We start from the raw sequence: 23,092 nt of genomic DNA on the forward strand, positions 1-23,092 counted from the left end.
ACCTGGAATAGCTCCCGGCTGTTGTATTGCATGTACATGATGAACATCCGACCCTTGGCCAGAACAAGATTAGTCATCTTATTGGTCGAGCTGAGGCCCTGGGCCAGGATGGTCTCGATCTTGAGCTCGGAGTCCGTATCAAGGCGGACGACGGTGGCGTTGTCGAACTGGATCTCCACCCGCCGCTCTTTGGAAGTCCGGATGATATCTCCGGGCCCCACGGGGAGGTTCAGGCTGGCCGGCTCAGGCGTTTTGGCGCCGTCGCGCAGAACGACCGGGTCCATCGCGTCGTTACGGATATCGGTCAGGCTGATATGGCCGAAATAAAAATCCTTCGGCCCGTTGACGATTTGGTAGACCTCGCCGGCTCCGGCCAAGACGCCGAGAGCCAGGGTTGCCGAGATCAAGAACAGGACTCTTTTAGGCGTCATGATCAGACTCCTTCCGCTTCTGTCATTATATAGGCATGCAAGGACTATGCCAAGCGCCTCCAGGGGCAGAAATCAGATCGGAAGCCCCTGCTGTCCCTGAAAGTGGACAGATGTACAGTCGGCGCGTTGATCGGCGGGCCAATGTCGGATAAAATGAATAACGGATTCCATTCCATGCCCCGCTATAGAAACCCCGCCCCGACCATCGATCTGATCATCGAGATCGAGGATGCGCGGAAGCGCCCCGGGATCATTCTAATAAAAAGAGGCCACTATCCCCCCGGCTGGGCCCTGCCCGGCGGGTTCGTTGAATACGGCGAGACGCTGGAGCAGGCCGCCGTCCGCGAAGCAAAGGAGGAGACGGGACTCCTGGTCAAGCTGCTGGGCCAGTTCCACACCTACTCCGACCCGGCCCGCGACCCTCGCAAGCACACCATCTCGACCGTCTTCCTGGCCAAGGCCAAAGGCACCCCCCAGGGGGGCGACGACGCCCGCCTGGCGGCCGTGTTCACACGGCGAACCCTACCGGCCCCATTAGCCTTCGATCACGCCCAAATCCTGGCCGATTATTACCGATACAAATCGGGCCGAGCCCGCAAGACCGGCCCGCCGCTCCCGCGAGGAGGGACCCATGGACGAACATAGCAACGGCCCCGATGCGCCCAACCCGCAAAACCTGGATCTCAGGGAAGTCACCCACGTCTGGGGGCTGGCCGAGGCCGACGTCATCAAAAGCTACCTGGAAAGCAACGGCATCGAATGCATCTACCAGACCATAGTCGCCCCCTTCGTCCATGTCTTCACCACGGACGGCATGGGCGAGATCAAGATCATGGTCAAGGCGGAGGACTTGGAAGCCGCCAAGGGTCTTCTGGAAAAGACGGACATCGCGCCCGAAGAAAGCTAGCCCAAACGGCCGAATAAGTCCCAAGACGGCTCGCCCGCCGCCAAACAGCCGTAGTTTTAACCTTGAATCCCACTCAAGGTGATTTTTCGGCACTTTTTAGACCCGGATGGGCCCAAAAATATCCCTAAAAAACGGAAAATTTCCCTTGACTTGGAAAAAAATGGGGGCTATATTGAGTTCGAAATGGGATCTACTGGGAAGAAATGGGCGAAGAGAAGTTTATCGGGAGCTATGAGGCCACCCTCGACAAAGCCGGCCGTCTGAAAATTCCAGAACGGTTCCGGACCTTGCTCGAAGGTCGGTACGGCCCTCGTCTTTTCATCACCTCCCTCGAAAACGAATCCGTCCGGATCTTCCCCCTTCCCGTTTGGGAAGAGATGACGGGCACTTCCGAGATCCAGATGGCGTTCATTCGTTCCAGCTACCGCGAGTTCTTCTTGAACGCCCACGGCCGCGGCTGTCCAGGCGAAATCGACGCCAAGGGCCGCGTCCTCATCCCGCCCCGCCTTCGCGAGAAGACGGGCCTGCGGGCCGAGGTCAAGGTCGTGGGCCTCAACAACTATCTCGAGGTCTGGGACGCCGAACGCCTGGAGGCCCGGCTCGATCAGCATCCCCTGACCGGGGATGAGATCGACCGCTTCGCCTCGCTCGGGCCCGTCCGGAAGCCGGAATGAGCCGACCCGAGCATATACCTGTCCTCCTCGACGAATCGCTGGACAAGCTGGCCGGCGACCGCCCCGGCCTCTACGTCGATTGCACCCTGGGCCTGGGCGGCCACTCGTTCGAGATCCTGCGCCGCAACCCCAAAGCCGAGATCGTCGGCCTGGATCTCGACGAGCAGGCCATCCGCATCGCCCAGCAGAGGCTCGAGCCGTTCGGCGACCGGGTGACGCTTTATCTCAGCGACTACCGCAACCTACCCGAAATCGAGATCGACTTCAAGCGCGTCCGCGGCGTCCTCGTCGATAGGGGCATGTCCTCTTTCCAATTGGACTCCCCGGAGCGCGGCTTCAGCCATGGGGTGGACGGCCCGCTCGACATGCGCATGGACTTGCGGGCCAAGATGAGCGCCGCCAAGATCCTGGAGAAGGCCTCCGAGATCAAGCTGGCCCAGATCTTCCGAGACTACGGCGAGCTCCGGCAGGCCCACAAGCTGGCCCGGGCCATCGCCTCGGCCCGCCGCCTCAAACCGCTCGAGAGCACGACCGAGCTGCGGGTGCTGGTCGAGCAGGTCTGCCACTGGATCCCCCAAAAGGGCAAGATCCACCCGGCCTCCAAAGTCTTCCAGGCGCTTCGGATCGAGGTCAACAACGAGCTCGAGAACCAGGACGCCTTCCTCGAGTCGACCCTGCGGCTCCTGCCGCCCGGCGGCCGCCTGGTCGTCATCTCCTTCCACTCGCTGGAAGACCGCATCGTCAAGCATACCTTCCTGAAGCTGGCCGACGCCGCTTCCGGCTCTCCCCTGATCGATATCCTGACCCGCAAGCCGGTCACGCCCTCCGAGGCGGAGGTGGCGCGCAACCCGCGATCGCGGTCGGCCAAGCTGCGGGCGGCGGAGCGGCGATGATGGTCCGCAAGCCCCACCCGCCGCGCGAGATCGTCGTCTGGATCGCGATCGCCCTCCTCGTGATCTCCGTCCTGTTCTTCTATCTCTGGCACATCAACGAGAAGCATCGTTTGGGCTTGCGCACAACGACCCTCGAGGCCCAGCTTAAGCTCTTGGGCGAAGAGGTCAGCCGGCTGGAGACCCGCAAGGCCGCCCTGCTGGCCTTGGACCGGGTCGATCGGATCGCCCGCCAGAGCCTCGGGCTGGCCGAACCGCGGCCGGATCAGATCGTCGTCGAGGAGCGCTGAACGATGGCCGCCAACCTCGTCCAGGATCTCTACCGGAAGAAAGCCCGGCGCCGCATCCGGGTGTCCGCTTTCATCTGCTTCCTGTGGCTCCTGGTCGTGGTCGGCCGCCTCGTCGAGCTTCAGGTCTTCGGCCACGGCCGAGCCGTCGAGAGAGTCGCGGCCCAGAACCAACAGGCGGACGAGATCCAAGCTCGGCGCGGCACGATCTATGACCGCAACGGCCGCATCCTGGCCGCCACCCTCCCCGCCCGGACGATCTATTATGATCCCAATATCCAAGAGCCTCTGGCCGTCCGCTACGAACCCATCAAGCGCCTGCGGGAGAAGCTCGAGCTCAGCAATGAGGACCTGGCCCGTTTCCAAAGTCAATTGGCCCATGGCGCCCGCCGTATCTGGCTCAAACGAAAGGCCGATCCGGCTCTGGCCGCCCAGGTTCAATCAGACCATCTCCGGATCAATAGCTGGGAGGAGACCAAGCGCTACTACCCGCTCGGCCGGCAGGCGGCCCATGTCCTCGGAGGCGTCAAGGCCAGCGGCGAAGGGGCGGCCGGGATCGAGTCCAAGTTCAATGCCATCCTGATGGGCAAGCCGGGCAAAGCCATCATCCTGCAGGACGCCAGGCAGCGCGAGTACGACTACGAAGTCCTGGAGGAGCCCGAGATCGGTCGCGACTTGACCTTGACCCTGGACGAAACGATCCAATACATCGCCCAGACGGAGCTCGAGCGGGCCGTCGCCTCGACCCGCTCGGCCTGGGGCACGGTCATCGTGTCCAACCCCGGCTCGGGCGATATCCTGGCCATGGCCACGGCCCCGGCCTACGATCCCAACCTCTTCTCCAAAACGCCGGAAGCCGATTTCAACCGGGCCATCCGTTACACCATCGAGCCCGGCTCGACCTTCAAGATCGTCACCGCCGCCGCCGCCCTCGAGTCCCGGGCGGTCGGCCTTTCCGAGACCTTCGACTGCGGGGAAGGGGCCATCGCCCTACCCGGCGGATCCATCCGCGACCACAAGCTGTTCGGGATCCTCGACTTCCCCGGCATCATCATTCATTCCTCCAACGTCGGCACCATCCAAGTCGGTCGGCGCCTCGACCCGGACGCGTTCGAAGCCGTGATCAGGGCCTTCGGCTTCGGCCGCCGGACGGGCATCGAGCTGCCGGGCGAAGAACCGGGCTCCCTCCGGCCGGTGGCCGAATGGAGCCGCCGATCCCAGGCCTCGCTCTCGATCGGCTACGAAATCTCCGTCACGCCTCTCCAGCTCCTGCAGGCCGTCAACATCGTGGCCAATCGGGGCCGGCTTGTGCCGCCCCGCATCGTCAAGTGGATCCAGGGCGGTCGGCCGCGCCGGGACGCGGAGACCTTCGCCACCGTCCTGTCGGCAGCCTCGTGCGAGAAGCTCGTCGGCATCCTGAAGCGGGTCGTGGTCGAAGGGACGGGCAAGGAAGCCCTGGCCGAGGGCTACACCGCGGCGGGCAAAACGGGCACCACCCAGATCTACGACCCGGCGGCCAAAGCCTATTCAACCAAGCGCCATATCGCCTCGTTCGTGGGCTTCACGCCGGCGGAAAGCCCCCAGCTCGCCATGGTCGTCATCCTCTATGACCCCCAAACCGAAGAGCACTACGGCGGCCAAGTCGCGGCCCCCGTCTTCCGGGAGATCGCCCGCCGGGTCCTGCTGACCCTCGGCATCGCGCCGCGCCGGCCGGCCGGCTTGCTCGTCGCCGGCCTGCGGAAGGACGGTTCCCGATGATCCTGGAAGACGTCCTTAAAGGAGTCCCGGTTCTGTCCCTGGCCGGCGATCCGCATATCGAGATCACGGCGATCGCTTATGCCTCGGCCGAAGTCGTTCCCGGCGCCCTCTTCGCCGCGCTCAAGGGCGAGAAGAAGGACGGCCACGACTTCATCCCCGATGCGCTCAAACGAGGGGCGGCCGCAATCCTGTCCGACCGGCCCCAGCCCGAGGGCGGGCTTGAAGGGACGACGGCGGCCTGGATCCAGGTTTTCGATCCCCGCGACTCCCTGGCCCTTGGCGCGGCCAATTTCTACGGTCACCCGGCCCGTCGGCTCAAGCTCGTCGGGATCACGGGGACCAAGGGCAAGACGACCCTGACCTATCTGCTCGAGGCGATCCTGGAGAAAGCCGGGTTCACGGTTGGGGTCATCGGCACCATCAACTACCGCCGGCCCGGAGTCGTCCGGACGGCCGTGCGGACGACCCCCGAGGCCCCCGATCTGCAGCGAATGCTGGCCGAGATGCTGGAAGCGGGCGTCACCCATTGCGTCATGGAGGTCTCCTCCCACGCCCTGGACCGCAAGCGGGTCTCCCGGATCGGGTTCGATGTAGCCGTGTTTACAAACCTGAGCGGCGACCATCTCGATTACCACCTGACCATGGAAGACTACTTCGAGGCCAAGAAGAAGCTCTTCTTTCTCAACGACAAGAGCAAGAGGACGGCCGTGGTCAACGATGACGATCCTTGGGGCCAACGGCTGATCGCCGAGCTCCCGATGACCACGATCGGATTCGGGCTCAGCCCGTCGGCCCTGGTCCGGGCCGAGCGGCCCAAGCTCGACGGACTGGGAATCGAAGCTTTGATTCGTTTCCCCGGAGGCCAGGTCGCGATCGCGTCTCCCCTCTCGGGCAAGCACAACCTATATAACATTCTGGCCGCCTTTTCCTCCGCCCTGGCCCTGGGCATCCCGGCCACGATCATCCGCGACGGCATCGCGGCGATGAGCCAGGTGCCCGGGCGGTTCGAGCGGGTCGACAACAGCCTGGGCTTCCATGTCTATGTCGACTACGCCCATACCGACGCCGCGTTGCGCAGCATCCTGGAAGCGGCCCGGGAGCTCAAGCCCGCGCATTTAGCGGTCGTCTTCGGCGCCGGCGGCGACCGCGACCGGAGCAAGCGCCCGCGCATGGGCGAAGCGGCCGCCGAGCTGGCGGATCGAATTTATCTGACCTCGGATAATCCCCGATCCGAAGACCCGCTGGTCATTCTGAAAGAGATCGAGAAGGGATTGCATAAGGCCGGGGCGGGTCCATACGCCCTGATCCCCGACCGGCGCGAAGCCATCGCCAAGGCTTTAAGCGAAGCCAGGCGGGGCGACATCGTCATCATCGCCGGCAAGGGCCACGAAACCTACCAGGAGATCGGTGGCCGCAAGCACGCTTTCAGCGACGTCGAAACGGCGCGGGAGATCCTGCGCTCCATGGGGTCGCGCTGACATGGCCGCTCTACGTTTGGACCGGATCGCCGCCGCGACAGGCGGGAACTTCCTGCAGGGCTCGGGCGAGGCGGTCGCCGCCGGATTCGTCGTCGACTCGCGACTGGTCCGGCCCGGCGACCTCTTCTTCGCCGTCGTGGCCGATCGGGACGGCCACGACTATGCGGCCGACGCGGCCGCCCGCGGCGCCGTCGGCGCCGTCGTCTCCCGCCCCGTCGCCGGCCTGCCGGCCGGATTCGCCCTGATCCGCACCCCCGACACCGTGCAGGCCCTGCAAGCCCTGGCCCGGTCGGTCCTGGCCGAGCGGCCGGTCAAAGTCGTCGCCGTGACCGGGAGCGTCGGCAAGACGACGACCAAGGAATTTACGGCAGCCATTCTGGCCCGCCGCTTCGACGTCCTCAAGTCCGGGGGGAACTTCAACAACCACCTCGGGTTGGCCTTATCGATCCTCGGCCTTCAGCCCCACCATACGGCCGCCGTCCTGGAGATGGGCATGCGGGCCGCGGGCGAGATCCGGATCCTGGCCTCGATCGCCCCCCCCGACGTCGCCGTCATCACCAACGTCAATCCCGCCCATCTCGAGTTCCTGGGCTCGCTGGAGCGGATCGCCGCGGCCAAGTGGGAGCTCGTCGAAGGCCTCAAATCCGGTGGCGCCGCCGTCATCAACGGCGACGACCCACAGCTTCGCCGCCGCGCGGCCGCCCGAAACGGCCGGACTATCCTCTTCGGTCGGGGCGGAAACGTCGAGGTCGGGGCGGAAGACGTCGTCCGCCGCGGTTTCGACGGTTACGGCTTCCGCCTGCGGCTCGGGACCCGAACGGTCCCCTGCCGGCTCGGCTTCCTGACCGACGGCTACCTGTCCAATGCGTTGGCGGCTTCCGCCGCCGCCCATGCCCTGGGCGTCCCGCCGGAAGAGATCGCGGCGGCCGTGGTCGGGCTCCATCCGGCGCCGGGCCGCGGCGGCTGGATCCGACTGGCCGGGGGTGGGATCCTCGTCGACGACTCCTACAATTCGAATCCCGCCGCTCTGGCGGCGGCCCTGCAAGGGCTGGCCGGCCTCCCGGCCGCGCGCCGGGTGGCGATTCTCGGGGACATGCTCGAACTTGGCCCCGGCGAAGACGGATTCCACGAGGAAGCCGGCCGCATCGCCGCCGCCGCGGGTTGGGACGTTCTGATCACCATCGGGCCGCGCTCCCGGCATCTGGCCGAGGCGGCCGTGGCGGGCGGGATGGATCCGGCGGCGGTCCGAAACGTCGAGACAAGCGATCTCGCCGCAGAGGCGCTGGCCGGAATTTTGCGGCCGGGCGATCTCGTCCTGGTCAAGGGCTCGCGGGGCATGCGGACCGAAACCGCGGCCGCCCGCGTCAAAGACCTGTTCAAGGAGGCCTGACTTGTTTTACGGACTTCTGGCTCCGCTGCGAGGCGTCGTCTCGGCCTTCAACCTCTTCCGCTACATCACCGTCCGGACCGCCCTGGCCGGAGTCACGGCCCTCCTGATCAGCCTCCTGGCCGGGCCGTGGCTGATCAAGCTCCTGCGGCGGCGTCAGATCGGCCAGGAGATCCGGGCCGACGGCCCCCAGTCCCACCTGGCCAAAAAGGGCACGCCGTCCATGGGCGGACTTCTGATCATCGCCTCCACCGTCATCCCGACCCTGCTCTGGGGCAACCTCAGCAATACCTATGTCTGGCTGGCCATGGGCACGATGATCACCTTCGGCGCGATCGGCTGGCTGGACGACTACCTCAAGGTCAGCCGCAAGCGCTCGCTCGGCCTCATCGCCCGCTACAAGCTGGTCCTGCAGTTCGGGCTGGCCATCGCCTTCGGGGGCGTCATCATGCTGCTCGGCCGGGCCGGCGCCTTCGATCTCCACGTCTCCCTGCCCATCCTGAAGCAGTGGCTGCCCTACCTGGGCTGGCTCTATTGGCCCTGGATTGTCTTCATCCTGGTCAGCTCGTCCAACGCCGTCAACCTGGCCGACGGGCTCGACGGGTTGGCCATCGGGCTGACCCTGATCAGCGCCACGGCCCTGACCGCCTTAACCTACATCGCCGGTCACGCCGGCTTCGTTAAGTACCTATACATCGCCCGCGTCCCGATGGCCGCCGAGCTGACCGTATTCGGCGGCGCCTTGACCGGCGCCTGCCTCGGCTTCCTATGGTTCAACTCCCACCCGGCCCAGATCTTCATGGGCGACGTCGGGGCCTTGTCGATCGGGGCCACCCTGGCCGCGATCTCGATCCTGATCAAGCAGGAATTCCTGCTCTTCACGGTCGCCGGCGTTTTTGTCATCGAGCTCTTATCGGTCGTTATCCAGGTCTCGTATTTCCGGTTGAGCGGGGGCAAGCGCGTCTTTCGGATGGCCCCCCTGCATCATCATTTCGAGCTCCTCGGCTGGCCCGAGGAGAAAGTCGTGATCAGGTTCTGGATTTTGGGCATCATCTTCGCCCTGTTCAGCCTGACCTCGCTCAAGTTGAGGTAAGGATGGAGCTTCGCGGCCGCAGCGTCGTCATCGTCGGGCTGGCCCGGACGGGGGAAGCCCTGGCCGATTTCCTGCTCGACGAGGGCGCCCGAGTGACGATCAGCGACAGCAAGCCTCGAGAGGCGATGGGGCCCGCAGCCGACCGGTTCGCCGCCCGGGGTGCCGTCATCGAGGCCGACGGCCACGTCCCGGCCACCTTCTTCGGCGCCGACCTGATCATCCCCTCCCCCGGCGTCCCCCGCCTGGCTCTCATCCTGGAGGCCCGCGGCAAAGGGGTCCCCGTCATCACCGAGATCGAGCTGGCCTACCGCTTCCTCAAGGGCACCCTGATCGGAATCACGGGGACGAACGGCAAATCGACGACCACAACGCTGATCCATAAGATCCTCCACGAGGCCGGGCGGGACGCGGTTCTGGCCGGCAACATCGGCACGCCCCTGCTGTCGTTCATCCGCGAAGGTCGGGAGGATCGGGTCTATGTCACGGAGATTTCGAGCTTCCAGCTCGAATATATCGAGCGCTTCAAGGTCCACTTGGCCGTCTATCTCAACCTCTCGCCCAATCACCTCGACTGGCACGGAGGCTACGAGGAATACGCCGCGGCCAAGGCCAAGCTGATCGCCGGCCTGGGCGCCGACGATTATGCCGTCCTCAACGCCGACGACGCCGGGGTCTGGGCCCTCCGCGGCCGCGGTCCCTTCCAGGCCGTCGGATTCAGCCGCCGCGGCGAGGTCGAGCGCGGGGCGTTCGTCCGCAACGGTTCGATCATCCTCAGGCTCGAGGGAGCCGAGGAAGCGCTGATGCCGGTCGCGGAGATCGCCCTGTTCGGCGCCCACAACCGCGAAAACGTCATGGCCGCGGCCCTGGCCGGCCGCCTGATGGGCGTGCCGTCGCCCCGGATGCGCGAGTCCATCCGGACCTTCCGCGGCCTGGCCCACCGGCTGGAGCCGGTCCTGACCCACAACGGCGTCGAGTTCGTCAACGACTCCAAGGCCACGACGGTGGAAGCCGCCATCAAGGCTGTGGAAAGCTTCGAGCGGCCGATCGTCCTCATCCTGGGCGGCAAAGACAAGGGCACGGACTTCGCGCCCCTGCGGCCCGCCCTGGCCGGCCGGGTCCGCTCGATCGTCCTGGTCGGAGTGGCCAAGGACAAGATCCGTCGGGCCCTGGAAGGCGTCGCCCCGATGGCCGAAGCGCGCGATTACCGCGAAGTGGTGGAAGCCGCCTATGCCGCCGCCCGGCCGGGGGACGTCGTCCTGCTGGCTCCGGCCTGCACCAGCTGGGACATGTTCGCCGACTTCGAGCAGCGCGGCGAGACCTTCAAGCGCGAAGTCCGCCGGCTGGCGGGCGGCGCCGTTGGGGAGGAGGCCTAGCCATGGAGATGTTCCGACGCTACGGATTCGACTGGACGCTCTTCCTGGCCGCCCTCATCCTGGTCACGATCGGCGTCATCATGGTTTTCAACGCCAGCAGCGCCATCGCCACCGACAAGCTCAACAAGCCGTTCCATTTCGCCTTCAATCAGGTCGGCGGGGCCGCCTTCGGTTTTATCCTGATCCTCATCCTCGTCGCCGTGCGCAAGCCCTTTTACGAGAGCAAATGGGTCGTCTACGGCCTGCTCGGACTGACCTACGGGCTTCTGGCCCTCTGCCTGACCATGCCGGAGGTGGCCGCCACCCACCGCTGGATCATCGTCGCGGGCATCCGCTTCCAGCCCTCCGAGCTGGCCAAGCTGAGCCTGATCATCTTCCTGGCCCGGGTGATCTCCTCTTCCCGCGACCGGACGAACGACCTCAAGGTCTTCCTGCCGGCCGTCTTCGCCCTGGGCGGCGCGGTCCTGCTGATTCTGATCGAGCCCGACTTCGGGACGGCCCTGCTGACCTTCCTGATCGGTGCCCTGCTCCTCCATATCGGCGGCCTCCGTTGGAAGAACTTCTTCTACCTCGGCCTGATCTCCATCCCCGTGTTCGCTATGTTCATTCTCGTCGCCCAATACCGCATCGTCAGGGTCCTGGAGTTCTTCACCAAGAACAAGGACCTCCAGCGGGCCTCCTACCAAGTGGCCCAGTCCAAGCTGGCCGTCGGGGCGGGCGGGCTGTTCGGGGCCAGCTTCGGCGAAGGAACCCAGAAATACTTCCTCCCGGCGCCCCACACCGACTTCATCTTCTCGGTCATCGCCGAGGAGCTGGGCCTCATCGGAACGCTGGCCATCCTGGGCCTCTTCGCCGTCATCGTCTGGCGCGGCCTGACCATCTCGATGAAAGCGACTACCTATGTCTCCCAGCTCATCGCGGCCGGGATGACTTTCCTGCTGGCCATCCAGGCCCTGGTCAACGTCTCCGTTGTCCTGGGCTTGAGTCCGGCCAAGGGCGTGCCTTTGCCGCTCGTGTCCTTCGGCCGTTCCTCGCTTCTCTGCAGCCTCCTGGCCATCGGCATTCTGCTCCACATCTCCCAGCGCAAGGGCGAGGTCCGGGGAGCCTAATGGAGACGCGTCGGATCGTCATCAGCGGCGGCGGAACGGGCGGACATCTCTATCCCGCTCTGGTCTTGGCCGCCGCTCTGCGCGAGATCGACCCGGACCTCCAGATCGTGCATGTCGGATCCAAGCGGGAAGCCGAAAGGCGGATCATGGCCGCCCAGGGCGTACGCTTCGTGGCCCTGCCGATCGAGGGTCTCGCGGGCGGCGGCTGGAAAGCCCTGGCCGGCCTCGTCCGGCTCCCCGCCGCTTTCCTCAAGTCCTACCGCCTCCTGCGGCGCCTCAAGCCCGGCCTGGTCGTCGGCGTGGGCAGCTTCAGCTCGGGCCCGATCGTCTGGCTGGCCTCGCGGATGGGCCTCCCCACCCTGATCATGGAGCAAAACGTCCGGCCCGGCCTCACCAATCGCCGCCTGGCCGCCCGGGCCGACAAGGCGGTCGTGGCCTTCGAAGAGACGCTGGCCTCGTTCCCGAATAACGGCGTCCTCCTGGGCAATCCCGTCCGGCCCGAGTTCGCGGCTCTGCCGCGCAAAGCCCGGACCGACCGGCTTTCGATCCTTGTCTTCGGCGGCAGCCAGGGATCCCGGGTCCTCAACCGGGCCGTCGCCAACGCCCTCCCCCTCTTGACCCACCTCTCCGACCGGCTGGAGATCGCCCACCAGACCGGCCCGGCCGGGTTGAACGAGACGCGGCGGGCCTACGCCGAGAACCGCTTCGAACGGGCCGTGGTAGAGCCCTATTTCGACGACATGCCGGCCCGCTTCGGCCGGGCCGACCTGGTCATCGCCCGGGCCGGCGCGACGACCTGCGCCGAGCTCATCGCTTCGCGCCGGGCTTCCCTGCTCGTTCCCTTCGCCGGGGCGGCCGAGGGCCATCAGTCCGCCAACGCCGAGGCTCTGCGGGCCGCCGGCGGAGCCGAAGTGATCGAAGAGTCGGAGCTCACGCCGCTGCGGCTGGCCGAATGCATCCGCCGGTTCCTGTCCCATCCCCAAGCCCAGAGGGCCATGGAGGACCGGCTGGCCCCGCTGGCCAGGCCGGACGCGGCCCGTCGCATCGCCGACTTGTGCCTGGCGCTCATGGCCGGCGAACCCAAGGAGTGACCATGGTCAAGCCGACTTACCGCAAGCTCAAACACATCCACATGATCGGCATCGGCGGCACCGGGATGAACGGCATCGCCGAAGTTCTCATCAACCTCGGCTACAAAGTCACCGGCTCCGACGTCGGGACGAACGAGGCCACCCTCCGGCTGACCAAGCTGGGGGCCAAGGTCGCCCAGGGCCATCAAGCCGAGAATATCCACGGCGCCGACGTCGTCGTCACCTCGACCGCCATCAAGGAGGCGAACGTCGAGGTCCGGGAGGCCCGCCGCCTCCAGATCCCGGTCATCCCGCGGGCCGAGATGCTGGCCGAGCTGATGCGGATGAAGATGGGCATCGCCGTGGCCGGCTCGCACGGCAAGACCACGACGACGTCGATCATCGCCACCGTCCTGGACAAGGCCGGCTTCGATCCGACCATCGTGGTCGGCGGCCGGCTCAACACCCTGGGAGCCAACGCCCGGCTGGGCGCCGGCAACTTCTTCGTGGCCGAGGCCGACGAGAGCGACCGCTCCTTCCTGATGCTCTCCCCCTTCATCGCGGTCCTGACCAATATCGACGCCGAGCACCTGGACCAGTACAAAGGGGTCGAGGAGATCAAGAAGGACTTCATCAGCTTCGCCAACAAGGTCCCCTTCTATTGCCCGGTCATCCTCTGCTTGGACGATCCCAACCTGCAGAGCATCATCCCCCAGCTCGAGCGCCGGATGATCACCTACGGCTTCTCGGCCCAGTCGGACATCTACGCCCGCGACCTGTCCTTCGCGGCCTTCTCCAGCCGGTCCGAGCTGCACTATAAAGGGCGGGCGCTGGGGACGATGAAGCTCAACGTCCCGGGCAAGCACATGGTCTCCAACGCCATGGCCGCCGTGGCCGTGGGGCTGGACCTGGACATCCCGCCCGGGCAGATCCTGGAATCGATCGAAAGCTACGCCGGGACGGGCCGCCGCTTCGAGCTCAAGGGCGAGCCGAACGGAATCATGGTCGTCGAAGACTACGGCCACCACCCGACCGAGATCAAAGCCACTTTGGACGGGGCTAAGCGCGGCTGGGAGCGACGCCTGGTCGCCGTGTTCCAGCCCCACCGTTACACCCGGACGGCTCATTTGTTGGACGACTTCGCCCTGGCTTTCAATCAGGCCGACGTGCTGATGCTGACCGAGATCTACCCGGCCGGCGAGACGCCCATCCCCGGCGTCAGCGGCAAGGGCCTTTTTGAGGAGATCGTCCGCTTCGGCCACAAGGACGTCCATTTCGAGCCCGAGATGGGGCGCATCCCGGCCGCGTTGGAAACGCTTCTTCGCCCCGGCGACATCGTCATCGTCCTGGGCGCCGGCAACATCAACCGGATCGTCCCCGAGCTCCTGGAGCGGCTGGAGAAGCGGACATGAGCGTGAGCCGAAGCGCCGCCCTCTCCGACGGCGCGCACTTCCAGCGGGGCAGCGCCGGCGGCCCGGTCCGGAAGCCCCGGCGGACGTTCATCCTCCGCATCCGGCACGCCGTGGCCCTCCTGGTCGGCGCGGCCATCCTCTTTTTCGCCGCCTACGAGCTCTACGCCTTCGTCATCACCTGGCCCAGGCTGGAGGTCAAGGAGATCCGAACCTCCTGCGCCGACCCCGGCGTCGCCACCCTGGCCGCGGAAGCGATGGGCTCACGCGCCTGGGGCAACCTCTTGCTTCTGGACATGGCCCTCGTCCGGGCCGAAGCCCGGACCGTGCCCTGGGTCAAGGACGCCCGCGTTCGCAAGGTCTTCCCCTCGGCCCTGGCGGTCGAAATCGTCCCCCGTACGGCCGCGGCCCTGCTCGAGAAAGAAATCGTCGTCCTGGTGGACGAGACGGGCGTCGTCATCGAGCCGTCCCACCGGGAGGCCCATCCCGACCTGCCGCTCTTCACCGACGAAGCCAAGTTCCGGAACGACGGCGAGACCAAGCTGCGGCGGGCCCTGGTCTGTTGGAACAACCTCCGGCCGGAAGACCGGCCGCTCGTCGATACGATCGACGTCACCTTTCCCGACGACGTCACCCTGCGCTTCCGCGGCTCGGACACTAGGGTTCGGCTGGGAGACGATCTGTTCGGCCTCCGAACGGCCGGATACCTCGCGTCGCGGGAGAAGTGGGAGCGCGAGTTCGGCCCCCTCGAATCGGTCCTGCTCGGCCTGACCGACCGGGTCGTGCTGCAGCCCCGGGGGGCCGAGGGACGGGACGGCCGCGGCCCGGCCGCCAAGGAGAAGAATTAATGCCCAAGAACGGACACGTGGTCGGCATCGACATCGGGACCAAGAAGGTCACCGTCCTCATCGGGGCGGTCGGCGAGGACCGCAAGATCGAGGTCGTCGGCATCGGGACGGCCGATTCCCAAGGCCTGCGCAAAGGGGTTGTCGTCAACCTCGACGCCACCTCGGACGCCATCCGCAAGGCCAAGGCGGAGGCCGAGCTCACGGCCGGCGTCAAGATCAACTCCGCCTTCATCGGCGTCTCGGGCGCCCACATCAAAAGCTTCAACAGCCGCGGGGTCGTGGCCGTGACCGGCAAGAACCGGGTCATCTCGGCCGACGACATGCGCCGGGCCATCGAGCAGTCCAAGGCCGTCAATATCCCTCCCGACCGGGAGATTCTCCACGTCATCCCGCAGGAGTACATCGTCGACGAGCAGGACGGGATCAAGGACCCCTTGAGCATGAAAGGCATCAAGCTCGAGGTCAACGTCCACATCGTGACCGGGGCCATCATGCTCGTCCAGAACCTGCGGACCTGCGTCGAGGAGCGGGCCGGCATCCAGATCGAGAAGATCGTCCTCAACCAGATCGCCACCTCGGCCGCCGTCCTGACCTCCGACGAGAAGGAGCTGGGGGTCGGGGTCATCGACATCGGGGCCGGGACGACCGAAGTGGCCATCTTCGAGCGGGACAGCCTGTGGTACACCTCGGTCATCCCGCTGGGCGGCGACAACTTCACCAACGACATCGCCGTCGGCCTGCGGACGGCCATCCCCGACGCCGAGAAGATCAAGAAGCGCTACGGCTGTGTGGTCGCTCCCCCGGGCGAAGATCAGGAGACGGTCGAAGTCCCCTCGGTCAGCGGCCGCAAGCCGCGGGTTCTGTCCCGCCAGCTCCTGGCCGAGATCATCCAGCCGCGGGCCGAGGAGATCTTCCGGCTGGTCGACACCGACATCAAGCGAATGGGCTACGAGAAGTCGCTCAACTCGGGACTGGTTCTCACGGGCGGCACGGCCCTGCTGGAAGGGCTGGAGGAAGTGGCCGAGGAGATCTTCGACCTGCCCGTGCGCCGGGGCATTCCATCCGGCCTGGGCGGGCTGATGGACCGGGTCAAGACGCCGGATTATGCGACGGCCGTCGGGCTGCTGCTCTACGGCCGGGATTATATCCAGGAAACGGGCGGCGCCAAGGACCGCAAGCGCAGCGCCTTCGGCTGGCTCAAGAACATCTTTCGGGAAGATTAGGAGGGCTCATGAAAACGGAAGCGCCGGGCAAGCTCAGGTTCCACCTCGTCGAGGACTGCTTCGGAGCCAAGATCCGGGTCATCGGCATCGGCGGCGGCGGGGGCAACGCCCTCAACCGAATGATCGCGGCCGGGATCGAAGGCGTGGATTTCATCGCCGTCAACACCGACCTGCAGGCCCTTAACGGCAGCAAGGCCCCGACCCGGATCCAGATCGGCCACGAGACCATGCGCGGGCTGGGCTCGGGCGGCCGGCCCGAGGCCGGCAAACAGGCGGCCATGGAGGACACCGAGAAGCTGATCGAGATCCTGGAGGGCTCGGACATGGTCTTCCTGACCGCAGGCCTGGGCGGCGGCACCGGGACCGGAGCCACTCCGATCATCGCCAACCTGGCCGCCGAGCTCGACATCCTGGCCATCGCCATCTGCACCCTGCCCTTCGAGTTCGAGGGCCGGGTCCGGGCCAAGCAGGCCCACGAGGGGCTGGCCGAGCTGAAGAACGCCGTCGACACCGTCATCGCCATCCCCAACGAGCGGCTCCTGCAGGCCGTGGCCCAGGGCACCTACGTCGAAGACGGCTTCAAGGTCGCCGACGACATTCTGCGCCAGGCGGTCCAGGGCGTCTCCGACCTGATCACCAAACCCGGCCTGATCAACCTGGACTTTGCCGACGTCAAGTCCATCATGAAAGGCATGGGCATGGCCTATATGGGCATGGGCATCGCGGCCGGCGAAAATCGGGCCGCCGAAGCGGCCAATAAAGCCATCTGCTCGCCCCTGCTCATCGACACCTCAATCGAGGGCGCCCGCGGCGTCCTGATCAACATCACCGGCGGCAAGGACCTGACCCTACACGAGGTCTCCAAGGCCAGCCAGCTCGTCCACAAGCTGGCCCACCCCGAGGCCAATATCATCTTCGGCACCGTCATCGACCCGTCCATGAAGGACCAGGTCAAGGTCACGGTCATCGCCACGGGGTTCGACCAGGCCGATGCGGCCTTGGACGACCTGGAAGAGTTCGCGGCCCGCTATCAGGGCCAAGGCCAGGGCCGGGCCGTCGTCCATTACCGCAAGACGCCGCCGCCCGTGCCCGTCCGCAACGAGACACCCCCCTTCCCCTTCGACCGGGTCCAGGACCGGGTCAGGCCGGAGCGGCCCGCGTTTCGGGCAGAAACGCCGTTCGAGCTCCCCGATGATCCGCGGCCGCGGCCCTCCGCTACAGCCTCCGTTCCGGCCTGGGACAAGGGCTGGGAAGAGTTCGAGAAGCCCTCTTTCATTCGGCAGAAGCACAGCCAGGTCCGCAAGTACCCGTCATGATCCAGGCCGACAGCGTTATCGCCGGGTGTCGTCAGCTGCTGACGTGCCCCGGTCCCCTGCCCAAGCGCGGCGCTGCCATGCGCGAAATCGGCCTGCTGGAAAACGCCTGGCTGGCGGGCCGCGAGGGCCAGATCGTTTTCGCCGGGAGCGAGGCGGCGTTCCGGCGCGAAGTTGAAGTGCTTTCCGGCGCCGCCGTCGTAGATGCCCGGGGCCTGGTCGGCCTGCCCGGGTTCGTGGATTCCCACACCCACCTGCCTTTCGCGGGCAGCCGCGAGGACGAATTCGCCCTGCGGGTGCAGGGCTTGACCTACCAGCAGCTCGCCGCCCGGGGCATGGGCATCCGTTCGACCGTCCGCCAGACCAGGGCCATCTCCAAGGCCGATCTGGCCGGCCTCTGCCGCCTCCGGCTCGACAGCATGCTCCGCCACGGCACGACCACGGTCGAGGCCAAGAGCGGCTACGGGCTGAACCTCGAAGACGAGATCAAGCAGCTCGAGGCCCTGGCCGAAGCCGCCAAAGGCCATCCCGTCGACGTCATCCCGACCTTCATGGGCGCCCACGAAGTGCCCGACGAATTCCGTGAACGCAAGGAGGCTTACATTGACCTTCTTATTCACGAAGTCCTGCCCACGGTCCGCGCGAAAGGCCTGGCCCGTTTCTTCGACGTATTCTGCGAGGACGGCGTCTTCACCCTGGAAGAGACAGCGCGGCTGGCTGAGGCGGCCGCACGGGCCGGGTTCGGGATCAAGATCCATGCCGACGAGTTCGTCCCCCTGGGCGGCACGGAGCTGGCCGCGCGGATCGGGGCGGCCTCGGCCGACCACCTGATCGCGATCACCGAGTCGGGCATCGCCGCCCTAGCCGCGAGCGACACCGTGGCCACCCTCCTGCCGAACGTCTATCTCTTTCTGATGCAGGACAAGCGCGCCCCGGCCCGGCATCTCATCGAGGCCGGCGCGGCGGTGGCGCTGGGGTCCGATTTCAACCCCGGCAGCTCGATGACCGAGAACATGGTCTTCGTCCTCCAGCTCGGTGTCTTCCTGCTCCGATTGACCATCGAGGAAGCGATCGTCGCGGCCACGGCCAACGGGGCCTTCGCCGTCCGGGCCCACGAGTCGGTCGGCAGCCTGGAGATCGGCAAGAAGATGGACGTCGTCCTGTGCGATATCCCGAACTATTATTTCCTGGCTTATCACCCCGGGGTCAACCCGGTCCGGCATGTGATCAAAAACGGCCGCCTGGTCATTAAAGACGGGCAGCCGACATATTTACCTTAGCCCCATTTCATTCCCATTTCTTCCACGGGCCGCCCCCTCCCAGGGGCGGCCCAATCTCCCCTCCCCCGGCAGGCCGCACCGAGCCGTCTAACGGATGACCTCGTGCTCCGTGGCGACCGAGAAGAATTTGTATTTGTCGTAGGCCATGGCGATCTTCAGGCGCGGGCTGGGTCCGCGAGGATCGATTCCCGGGTAGGCGGCCTCGACATCGGAACGCCAGGGGAAGAGCACGCCGTCCTTCTCGGACTTGTATTCGTGCACGGTCAGGAACTGCGGCCGGACATTGAGCGAAGCGCACTCGTTGAGGATGTCCTCCTGGCCGTCGAGCGGGATGCCTTCGATCTCGCATTTCAGGACTTGGCGGGTCGCCTTGTCCAGCCAGACCTGGGCCGAGAGGATGCCGTCCTGATCGCCCGACCTCGGGGTGATCATCATAATCAGGGCCTTGCGTCCGGCGATCTTCTCCTCCCCCGCCAGGAAGTAGAGGAACTTGGGCTGGCGGTCCTTGGACAGAACCCGGAGCGGGGCGAATAGCGATCCCAAGGCGGAGTATCGCCGGTCCTGCATGACTTTCTTGGGATCGTCAGGCTTGCGTCCGTTTTCCTTGAGGATGGTCCGGTGCTCTTCGACGACGCCCGACTTTTTGAAGATCTGGTAGTCGCAAAGATATTTCAGGCGCTTGTCACGCTGGGGGTCGAACGTCTGGAAAACACTCTTAAATGTGATCCGGCCCTCCCGGCCGTCGCCGATGCGGCCGTCACTGATAATGCCTTGGTTGATGGAGTCTTTGGTCGAAAGGCGTGCGGCTTCTTCCGCCTCGGCTTGCGGGATATTCGAGGCCGGGCCGACGGCGAGCACCGTCCAGCGGCGGCTGTTCATCAAGTCGTAATGGGTCTCCTGGATCGTCTCCTCGCAGACATAGCCCGAGATGATCCCGGCCAGCTTCTCGCAGTAGGCCGCGGCCTGGTCTAGGACCGTGGCCAGCTCTCCTTGCGGGGCGGCGGCCGCCCCGGCCGGAGGAGCGACGGCCCAGGCCTGGTCGTCGGTATAGAGCCGGGGATTGAATTCATATTCCATCCTGAAGGCCGCCGTCACAGGCTTGCCCTTTATCAGAACAGGCTCAAAGGTCCATTGCCGGAAAGCCAGCATGGCGGAGTAATTCAGATAGGCATACAGAGGCTTTTCGATATCAACCCGGGTGACGGCCCCCTTGGGATTGATGGTCAGTTTGAGGCCGATGCGGCCGGACCAATTGCGGCGCCGCAGCTCCTCGGGAAAGGCCGGACGGACTTGATCGCGGGCTTTGGGCGGCGTCACAAAATAAATGGGCTCAGGCGCCGGACCGAGCTTCTGGCTGCCGGGAATTCCCTCCGCAACCCAAATGAGAAGGAAATAGTCTCCCTCGGGATTCGGCCAGGCGGCCAGAATCGGCTCGTCGAGGGTGAGATCGAAATCGCTGTTGATGAGCGTTCCTGTCGCTGCCGCGAGCATCGTCTCCGAGTTCGTCTTGCCCTTCGAAATCACGGCATGCACACCGGCCCCGCCGGCGGCGCTTGCGGTAGGGGTCAGCCGAATTGCATAAGACGTTTGCTTGCCGATGACCCAATCGTCGGTCGGCTCCTTGAGCTTCCAGAGCGCTTCGTGAAAGAAGAGCTGATCGACCGCCTGCAGCTTATAGGCATCGAAGAGCGTCTCGATCACGGCAGCCGCGACGGCGTTCTCCGGACCCTTGATTTGCGTTTTAATCCCGGTTGTTTCCGGTCGGGATGCGACCGGGAAAGAGAAAGGCTCGTTTAACCCGGTTTGGCCTTCGGCTGGAACCCCTTGGAACAAAAACATCCGGACCACGATCGGCCGCGGATCCTGCCGCTGCTCAATCATCGCGGCCAAGCCAACCGCAGCCGTTATCAAACCAACTAACATGCTTATGACCCGACGGCCCATCATCAAAAAATCATTTTTCGACATTCCCCGCCTCCCCGCCGCGAAGCCGCGGCTGTAAAATCGATATTTATCCTTGTTTGAGAACCACCATCTGGACCAAGGCTCGTAGTCGGCGCCGAAGTCTTGCCCGGTCACCTTCTTCAGGACGAGTGACGCGCCATAACGAAGGGAATACCAGCCCGATTTCATGGCTTGCAGAAGCGGCTCGATCACCCGCCAATCGACATCGGCGACATGATCCAGGGCCAACACGGCCTCGAGCTGGACCAGCATATCGGGATCCAGGACCATGTCGCACAATGGAATCCAGGCTAGCGACGTCCCGATCTTCCCGAGGGCCTTGGCCACTTGGATTCTGACCCGGGGATTTTCGTCGCGGATCATCTCGCCTAGAGCCGTTGCGGAACGCGCATCCCCGATCGCCCCGAGGGCTTCGGCGGCGTTCGTTCGAATCTGGGCATAACGATCCCGCAAGGTCGCGATGAGGGAATCGACCGCCCTTGGATCGCCAAGAGAGCCAAGCGAGATGGCCGCGTTCGCGCGAACCACCTCGTTTCTGTCAGCCAGGCTTTTTATCAAAGGCTCGACGGCCTCGCGGGCGGCTAGAGCGCCCAAGGCCAGCGCGGCGCCCGCGCGCACACCCTTGTCTCGATCGGAAAGCGCCGCCGTTAAAGGGGCTAAAGCCCGAATGTCCTTGACCAGATAGAAGGCCTTGGCCGCATTGGCCCGAACATCGGAATTCGAGTCCTGTAAGAGGCTGAGCAAGAGGTCCGCGGCGCCCGGCTGCTTTCTCATCGCCAGGACGGCGATGGCGTTGGCCCGCTTGATATGATTCCCCTTCGCCAGCAATTGACTCATTTTCTCGACGACAAGAGGATCATCCATATCGGCCAGGGAGCGGGCCGCCAAGGAGGCGACGTTGAGGCTCCAATCGTAAAGGCCGTCCGCCAGCAGATCGATAGCCTTCTCTCCTCCGACTTGGCCGAGAGCGATAGCCGCCGCCTGGCGGACTTCCCAGTCCCCATCGCGCATGGCTTTATCGAGTATGGGCATGGCTTCGGCTCGGCCGAGCTTGGCCGCGGCCTGGACGGCTTCAACCCGCCTGGGTATGTCGTTCGACCGCGACGAAGGTGTCTGATCTTCCGCGGTTAGTTCGGTTCTTCCCGCGGAGACTGCAATGGCCAGAAAGAGGGAGACCACCGTCAAGGCCCGCCTTCGACTGCTTTTTCGTTCCAGCCAAGAGGCGCGAAAGGACATTTCGATTCTCCCCCGGCGGTTTTTTGCCGCCCATCCCGTCTATTATACGCTCCCCAAAGAGTGGTTGTTTAATGCCGGGTGGTTCTGAGAAGAGAGAAATATCCCCCCTAGGGGGCGACTTCCAGGAAACATCTTTGGTTATGCTATGATCATCGAGAAAGGCAGCACAGGAAAGCCCAAATGGAATCATTGCGCGAACTGTACCGCATCGGGCACGGCCCGAGCTCCAGCCACACTATGGGGCCGCGCCGGGCCGCCGAGGCCTTTTTAGGCCGTGTCCCGGATGCCGCCTCTTACCGGATCATTCTCTATGGGAGTTTGGCCGCCACGGGAAAAGGCCATCTGACCCATGAGGCTCTCGAGGAGGCCTTCGCCGGGCACCCCTTGAACATCGAAGACCGGCCCAACGAAGTCCTTCCCCGCCATACCAACGCCCTGACTTTCCAAGCCCTGGACGCCTCGGGTGCGATCATCCAGACCTGGACCGCATACAGCGTGGGCGGCGGGAAGATCATCGACGACGCGACGCCTCCCGACGCGGGCAATATCTACCCCTTCGCCGGAATGGACGATATCCTAGCCGATTGCGCCAAGAGCGGCCGCCAGATGTGGGAAATCGTCGAGGCTATTGAGGGCCCGGATCTCTCTGTCTTTCTAGCCGAGGTTTGGGCCGTCATGCAGGCGGCCGTCAAGCGCGGCCTCAAAGCCGACGGGGTCCTGCCCGGCGTGCTTAAGCTTCCCCGCAAAGCCCATGCCTACGCCATGAAAGCCAAAACCTTCGGCGGGACGATGCGGCGAAGCGCCCTGCTGTTCTCTTACGCCCTGGCCGTAGCCGAAGAGAACGCGTCCGGGGGGCAAATCGTCACGGCCCCGACCTGCGGCGCCGCAGGCGTCCTGCCCGCGGTGCTGTATTATCTACACAAGGAATACCGCTTCTCCGATCTGGAGATCATCCGGGCCTTGGCCGCAGCCGGCCTGATCGGGACCATCGTCAAACGCAACGCTTCGATTTCCGGAGCCGAGCTGGGCTGTCAGGCCGAAATCGGCGTCGCCTGCGCCATGGCCGGCGGGGCGGCCGCGCAGCTCTTCGGCGGTACGATCCACCAGATCGAATACGCGGCCGAAATGGGCATCGAGCATCACCTCGGACTGACCTGCGATCCCGTGGCCGGGCTGGTCCAGATCCCCTGCATCGAGCGCAACGTCTTCGCCGCTTCGCGGGCCCTCAGCCACCAGACTTACGCCCTGCTTTCGGACGGCCGCCACCGCATCAGCTTCGACGAGGTCATCGAGGCTATGAAGCAGACGGGTCGCGACCTGTCCTCCAAATACAAGGAAACATCCAAGGGCGGGCTGGCCGT

Annotated in this window: 20 protein-coding genes; 18 read left to right on the top strand and 2 right to left on the bottom strand. The window is 65.2% G+C overall.

From position 1 onward, the window contains the following. Window positions 1-431: FecR domain-containing protein (locus NTZ26_07700; protein MCX6560384.1), on the bottom strand; the 431-nt coding region annotated here is incomplete at its 3' end. Between the two features lie 174 nt (window positions 432-605). Here NTZ26_07700 and NTZ26_07705 point away from each other — a divergent pair. From NTZ26_07705 to hutI, 17 genes are all read left to right on the top strand, one after another. Then, the gene (locus NTZ26_07705) at window positions 606-1,076 is read left to right on the top strand and encodes an NUDIX hydrolase (GenBank protein ID MCX6560385.1); all 471 of its coding nucleotides are present in this window, start codon (window positions 606-608) and stop codon (window positions 1,074-1,076) included. Further along, window positions 1,063-1,338: a DUF2007 domain-containing protein gene (locus NTZ26_07710; GenBank protein MCX6560386.1), complete on the top strand. Its 276-nt coding sequence runs from the start codon at window positions 1,063-1,065 to the stop codon at window positions 1,336-1,338. Before NTZ26_07705 ends, NTZ26_07710 begins: the two co-directional genes overlap by 14 nt. Before the next feature lie 203 nt (window positions 1,339-1,541). Further along, window positions 1,542-2,012 (top strand): hypothetical protein, encoded by a 471-nt coding sequence (locus tag NTZ26_07715; GenBank protein ID MCX6560387.1) that lies wholly within the window; start codon window positions 1,542-1,544, stop codon window positions 2,010-2,012. Further along, on the top strand, window positions 2,009-2,905 hold the full coding sequence (rsmH, locus tag NTZ26_07720; protein MCX6560388.1) for a 16S rRNA (cytosine(1402)-N(4))-methyltransferase RsmH: 897 nt from the start codon (window positions 2,009-2,011) through the stop codon (window positions 2,903-2,905). Before NTZ26_07715 ends, rsmH begins: the two co-directional genes overlap by 4 nt. Then, on the top strand, window positions 2,902-3,192 hold the full coding sequence (locus tag NTZ26_07725; GenBank protein MCX6560389.1) for a cell division protein FtsL: 291 nt from the start codon (window positions 2,902-2,904) through the stop codon (window positions 3,190-3,192). Before rsmH ends, NTZ26_07725 begins: the two co-directional genes overlap by 4 nt. A 3-nt stretch (window positions 3,193-3,195) precedes the next feature. Then, the gene (locus NTZ26_07730; GenBank protein MCX6560390.1) at window positions 3,196-4,947 is read left to right on the top strand and encodes a penicillin-binding protein 2; all 1,752 of its coding nucleotides are present in this window, start codon (window positions 3,196-3,198) and stop codon (window positions 4,945-4,947) included. Beyond that, window positions 4,944-6,425 (top strand): UDP-N-acetylmuramoyl-L-alanyl-D-glutamate--2,6-diaminopimelate ligase, encoded by a 1,482-nt coding sequence (locus tag NTZ26_07735; GenBank protein ID MCX6560391.1) that lies wholly within the window; start codon window positions 4,944-4,946, stop codon window positions 6,423-6,425. Before NTZ26_07730 ends, NTZ26_07735 begins: the two co-directional genes overlap by 4 nt. Window position 6,426: 1 nt before the next feature. After that, window positions 6,427-7,815, top strand: coding sequence for a UDP-N-acetylmuramoyl-tripeptide--D-alanyl-D-alanine ligase (locus NTZ26_07740; protein ID MCX6560392.1), 1,389 nt, complete (start codon window positions 6,427-6,429; stop codon window positions 7,813-7,815). A 1-nt stretch (window position 7,816) separates the two neighbouring features. Then, a complete protein-coding gene (gene mraY, locus NTZ26_07745) occupies window positions 7,817-8,905 on the top strand; it encodes a phospho-N-acetylmuramoyl-pentapeptide-transferase (protein MCX6560393.1) in 1,089 nt (362 codons plus the stop codon). Window positions 8,906-8,907: 2 nt separating this feature from the next. Further along, window positions 8,908-10,278 carry a UDP-N-acetylmuramoyl-L-alanine--D-glutamate ligase gene (gene murD, locus NTZ26_07750; GenBank protein MCX6560394.1) on the top strand — a complete coding sequence of 457 codons (1,371 nt, stop codon included), beginning with the start codon at window positions 8,908-8,910 and terminating at the stop codon, window positions 10,276-10,278. 2 nt (window positions 10,279-10,280) lie between these two features. Next, window positions 10,281-11,387, top strand: coding sequence for a putative peptidoglycan glycosyltransferase FtsW (locus NTZ26_07755; protein ID MCX6560395.1), 1,107 nt, complete (start codon window positions 10,281-10,283; stop codon window positions 11,385-11,387). Then, entirely contained in the window at window positions 11,387-12,478 is a 1,092-nt protein-coding gene (gene murG / locus NTZ26_07760; GenBank protein MCX6560396.1) for an undecaprenyldiphospho-muramoylpentapeptide beta-N-acetylglucosaminyltransferase, read from the top strand. Before NTZ26_07755 ends, murG begins: the two co-directional genes overlap by 1 nt. A gap of 2 nt (window positions 12,479-12,480) precedes the next feature. Beyond that, complete coding sequence (murC, locus tag NTZ26_07765; GenBank protein MCX6560397.1) at window positions 12,481-13,869, top strand: UDP-N-acetylmuramate--L-alanine ligase; 1,389 nt, start codon at window positions 12,481-12,483, stop codon at window positions 13,867-13,869. After that, entirely contained in the window at window positions 13,866-14,714 is an 849-nt protein-coding gene (locus NTZ26_07770; protein ID MCX6560398.1) for an FtsQ-type POTRA domain-containing protein, read from the top strand. Before murC ends, NTZ26_07770 begins: the two co-directional genes overlap by 4 nt. After that, on the top strand, window positions 14,714-15,937 hold the full coding sequence (gene ftsA / locus NTZ26_07775; protein MCX6560399.1) for a cell division protein FtsA: 1,224 nt from the start codon (window positions 14,714-14,716) through the stop codon (window positions 15,935-15,937). The genes NTZ26_07770 and ftsA overlap by 1 nt, the downstream gene beginning before the upstream one ends. Before the next feature lie 8 nt (window positions 15,938-15,945). Next, window positions 15,946-17,253 carry a cell division protein FtsZ gene (gene ftsZ / locus NTZ26_07780; GenBank protein MCX6560400.1) on the top strand — a complete coding sequence of 436 codons (1,308 nt, stop codon included), beginning with the start codon at window positions 15,946-15,948 and terminating at the stop codon, window positions 17,251-17,253. Then, complete coding sequence (gene hutI / locus NTZ26_07785) at window positions 17,250-18,530, top strand: imidazolonepropionase (protein MCX6560401.1); 1,281 nt, start codon at window positions 17,250-17,252, stop codon at window positions 18,528-18,530. The genes ftsZ and hutI overlap by 4 nt, the downstream gene beginning before the upstream one ends. Before the next feature lie 87 nt (window positions 18,531-18,617). On the opposite strand, the gene NTZ26_07790 is transcribed toward hutI, so the two are convergent. Further along, a complete protein-coding gene (locus NTZ26_07790) occupies window positions 18,618-21,674 on the bottom strand; it encodes a TonB family protein (protein MCX6560402.1) in 3,057 nt (1,018 codons plus the stop codon). Between the two features lie 237 nt (window positions 21,675-21,911). Here NTZ26_07790 and NTZ26_07795 point away from each other — a divergent pair. Continuing rightward, a partial coding sequence (locus NTZ26_07795; protein ID MCX6560403.1) for an L-serine ammonia-lyase occupies window positions 21,912-23,092 on the top strand: 1,181 nt, incomplete at its 3' end.

This window comes from Candidatus Aminicenantes bacterium, from assembly GCA_026393855.1.
GTDB lineage: Bacteria > Acidobacteriota > Aminicenantia > Aminicenantales > UBA4085 > UBA4085.

Coding starts and splice junctions, on each gene's coding strand:
- NTZ26_07705 (MCX6560385.1), top strand. CDS start 606: ATGCCCCGCTATAGAAACCCCGCCCCGACCATCGATCTGATCATCGAG.
- NTZ26_07710 (MCX6560386.1), top strand. CDS start 1,063: ATGGACGAACATAGCAACGGCCCCGATGCGCCCAACCCGCAAAACCTG.
- NTZ26_07715 (MCX6560387.1), top strand. CDS start 1,542: ATGGGCGAAGAGAAGTTTATCGGGAGCTATGAGGCCACCCTCGACAAA.
- rsmH (MCX6560388.1), top strand. CDS start 2,009: ATGAGCCGACCCGAGCATATACCTGTCCTCCTCGACGAATCGCTGGAC.
- NTZ26_07725 (MCX6560389.1), top strand. CDS start 2,902: ATGATGGTCCGCAAGCCCCACCCGCCGCGCGAGATCGTCGTCTGGATC.
- NTZ26_07730 (MCX6560390.1), top strand. CDS start 3,196: ATGGCCGCCAACCTCGTCCAGGATCTCTACCGGAAGAAAGCCCGGCGC.
- NTZ26_07735 (MCX6560391.1), top strand. CDS start 4,944: ATGATCCTGGAAGACGTCCTTAAAGGAGTCCCGGTTCTGTCCCTGGCC.
- NTZ26_07740 (MCX6560392.1), top strand. CDS start 6,427: ATGGCCGCTCTACGTTTGGACCGGATCGCCGCCGCGACAGGCGGGAAC.
- murD (MCX6560394.1), top strand. CDS start 8,908: ATGGAGCTTCGCGGCCGCAGCGTCGTCATCGTCGGGCTGGCCCGGACG.
- NTZ26_07755 (MCX6560395.1), top strand. CDS start 10,281: ATGGAGATGTTCCGACGCTACGGATTCGACTGGACGCTCTTCCTGGCC.
- murG (MCX6560396.1), top strand. CDS start 11,387: ATGGAGACGCGTCGGATCGTCATCAGCGGCGGCGGAACGGGCGGACAT.
- murC (MCX6560397.1), top strand. CDS start 12,481: ATGGTCAAGCCGACTTACCGCAAGCTCAAACACATCCACATGATCGGC.
- NTZ26_07770 (MCX6560398.1), top strand. CDS start 13,866: ATGAGCGTGAGCCGAAGCGCCGCCCTCTCCGACGGCGCGCACTTCCAG.
- ftsA (MCX6560399.1), top strand. CDS start 14,714: ATGCCCAAGAACGGACACGTGGTCGGCATCGACATCGGGACCAAGAAG.
- ftsZ (MCX6560400.1), top strand. CDS start 15,946: ATGAAAACGGAAGCGCCGGGCAAGCTCAGGTTCCACCTCGTCGAGGAC.
- hutI (MCX6560401.1), top strand. CDS start 17,250: ATGATCCAGGCCGACAGCGTTATCGCCGGGTGTCGTCAGCTGCTGACG.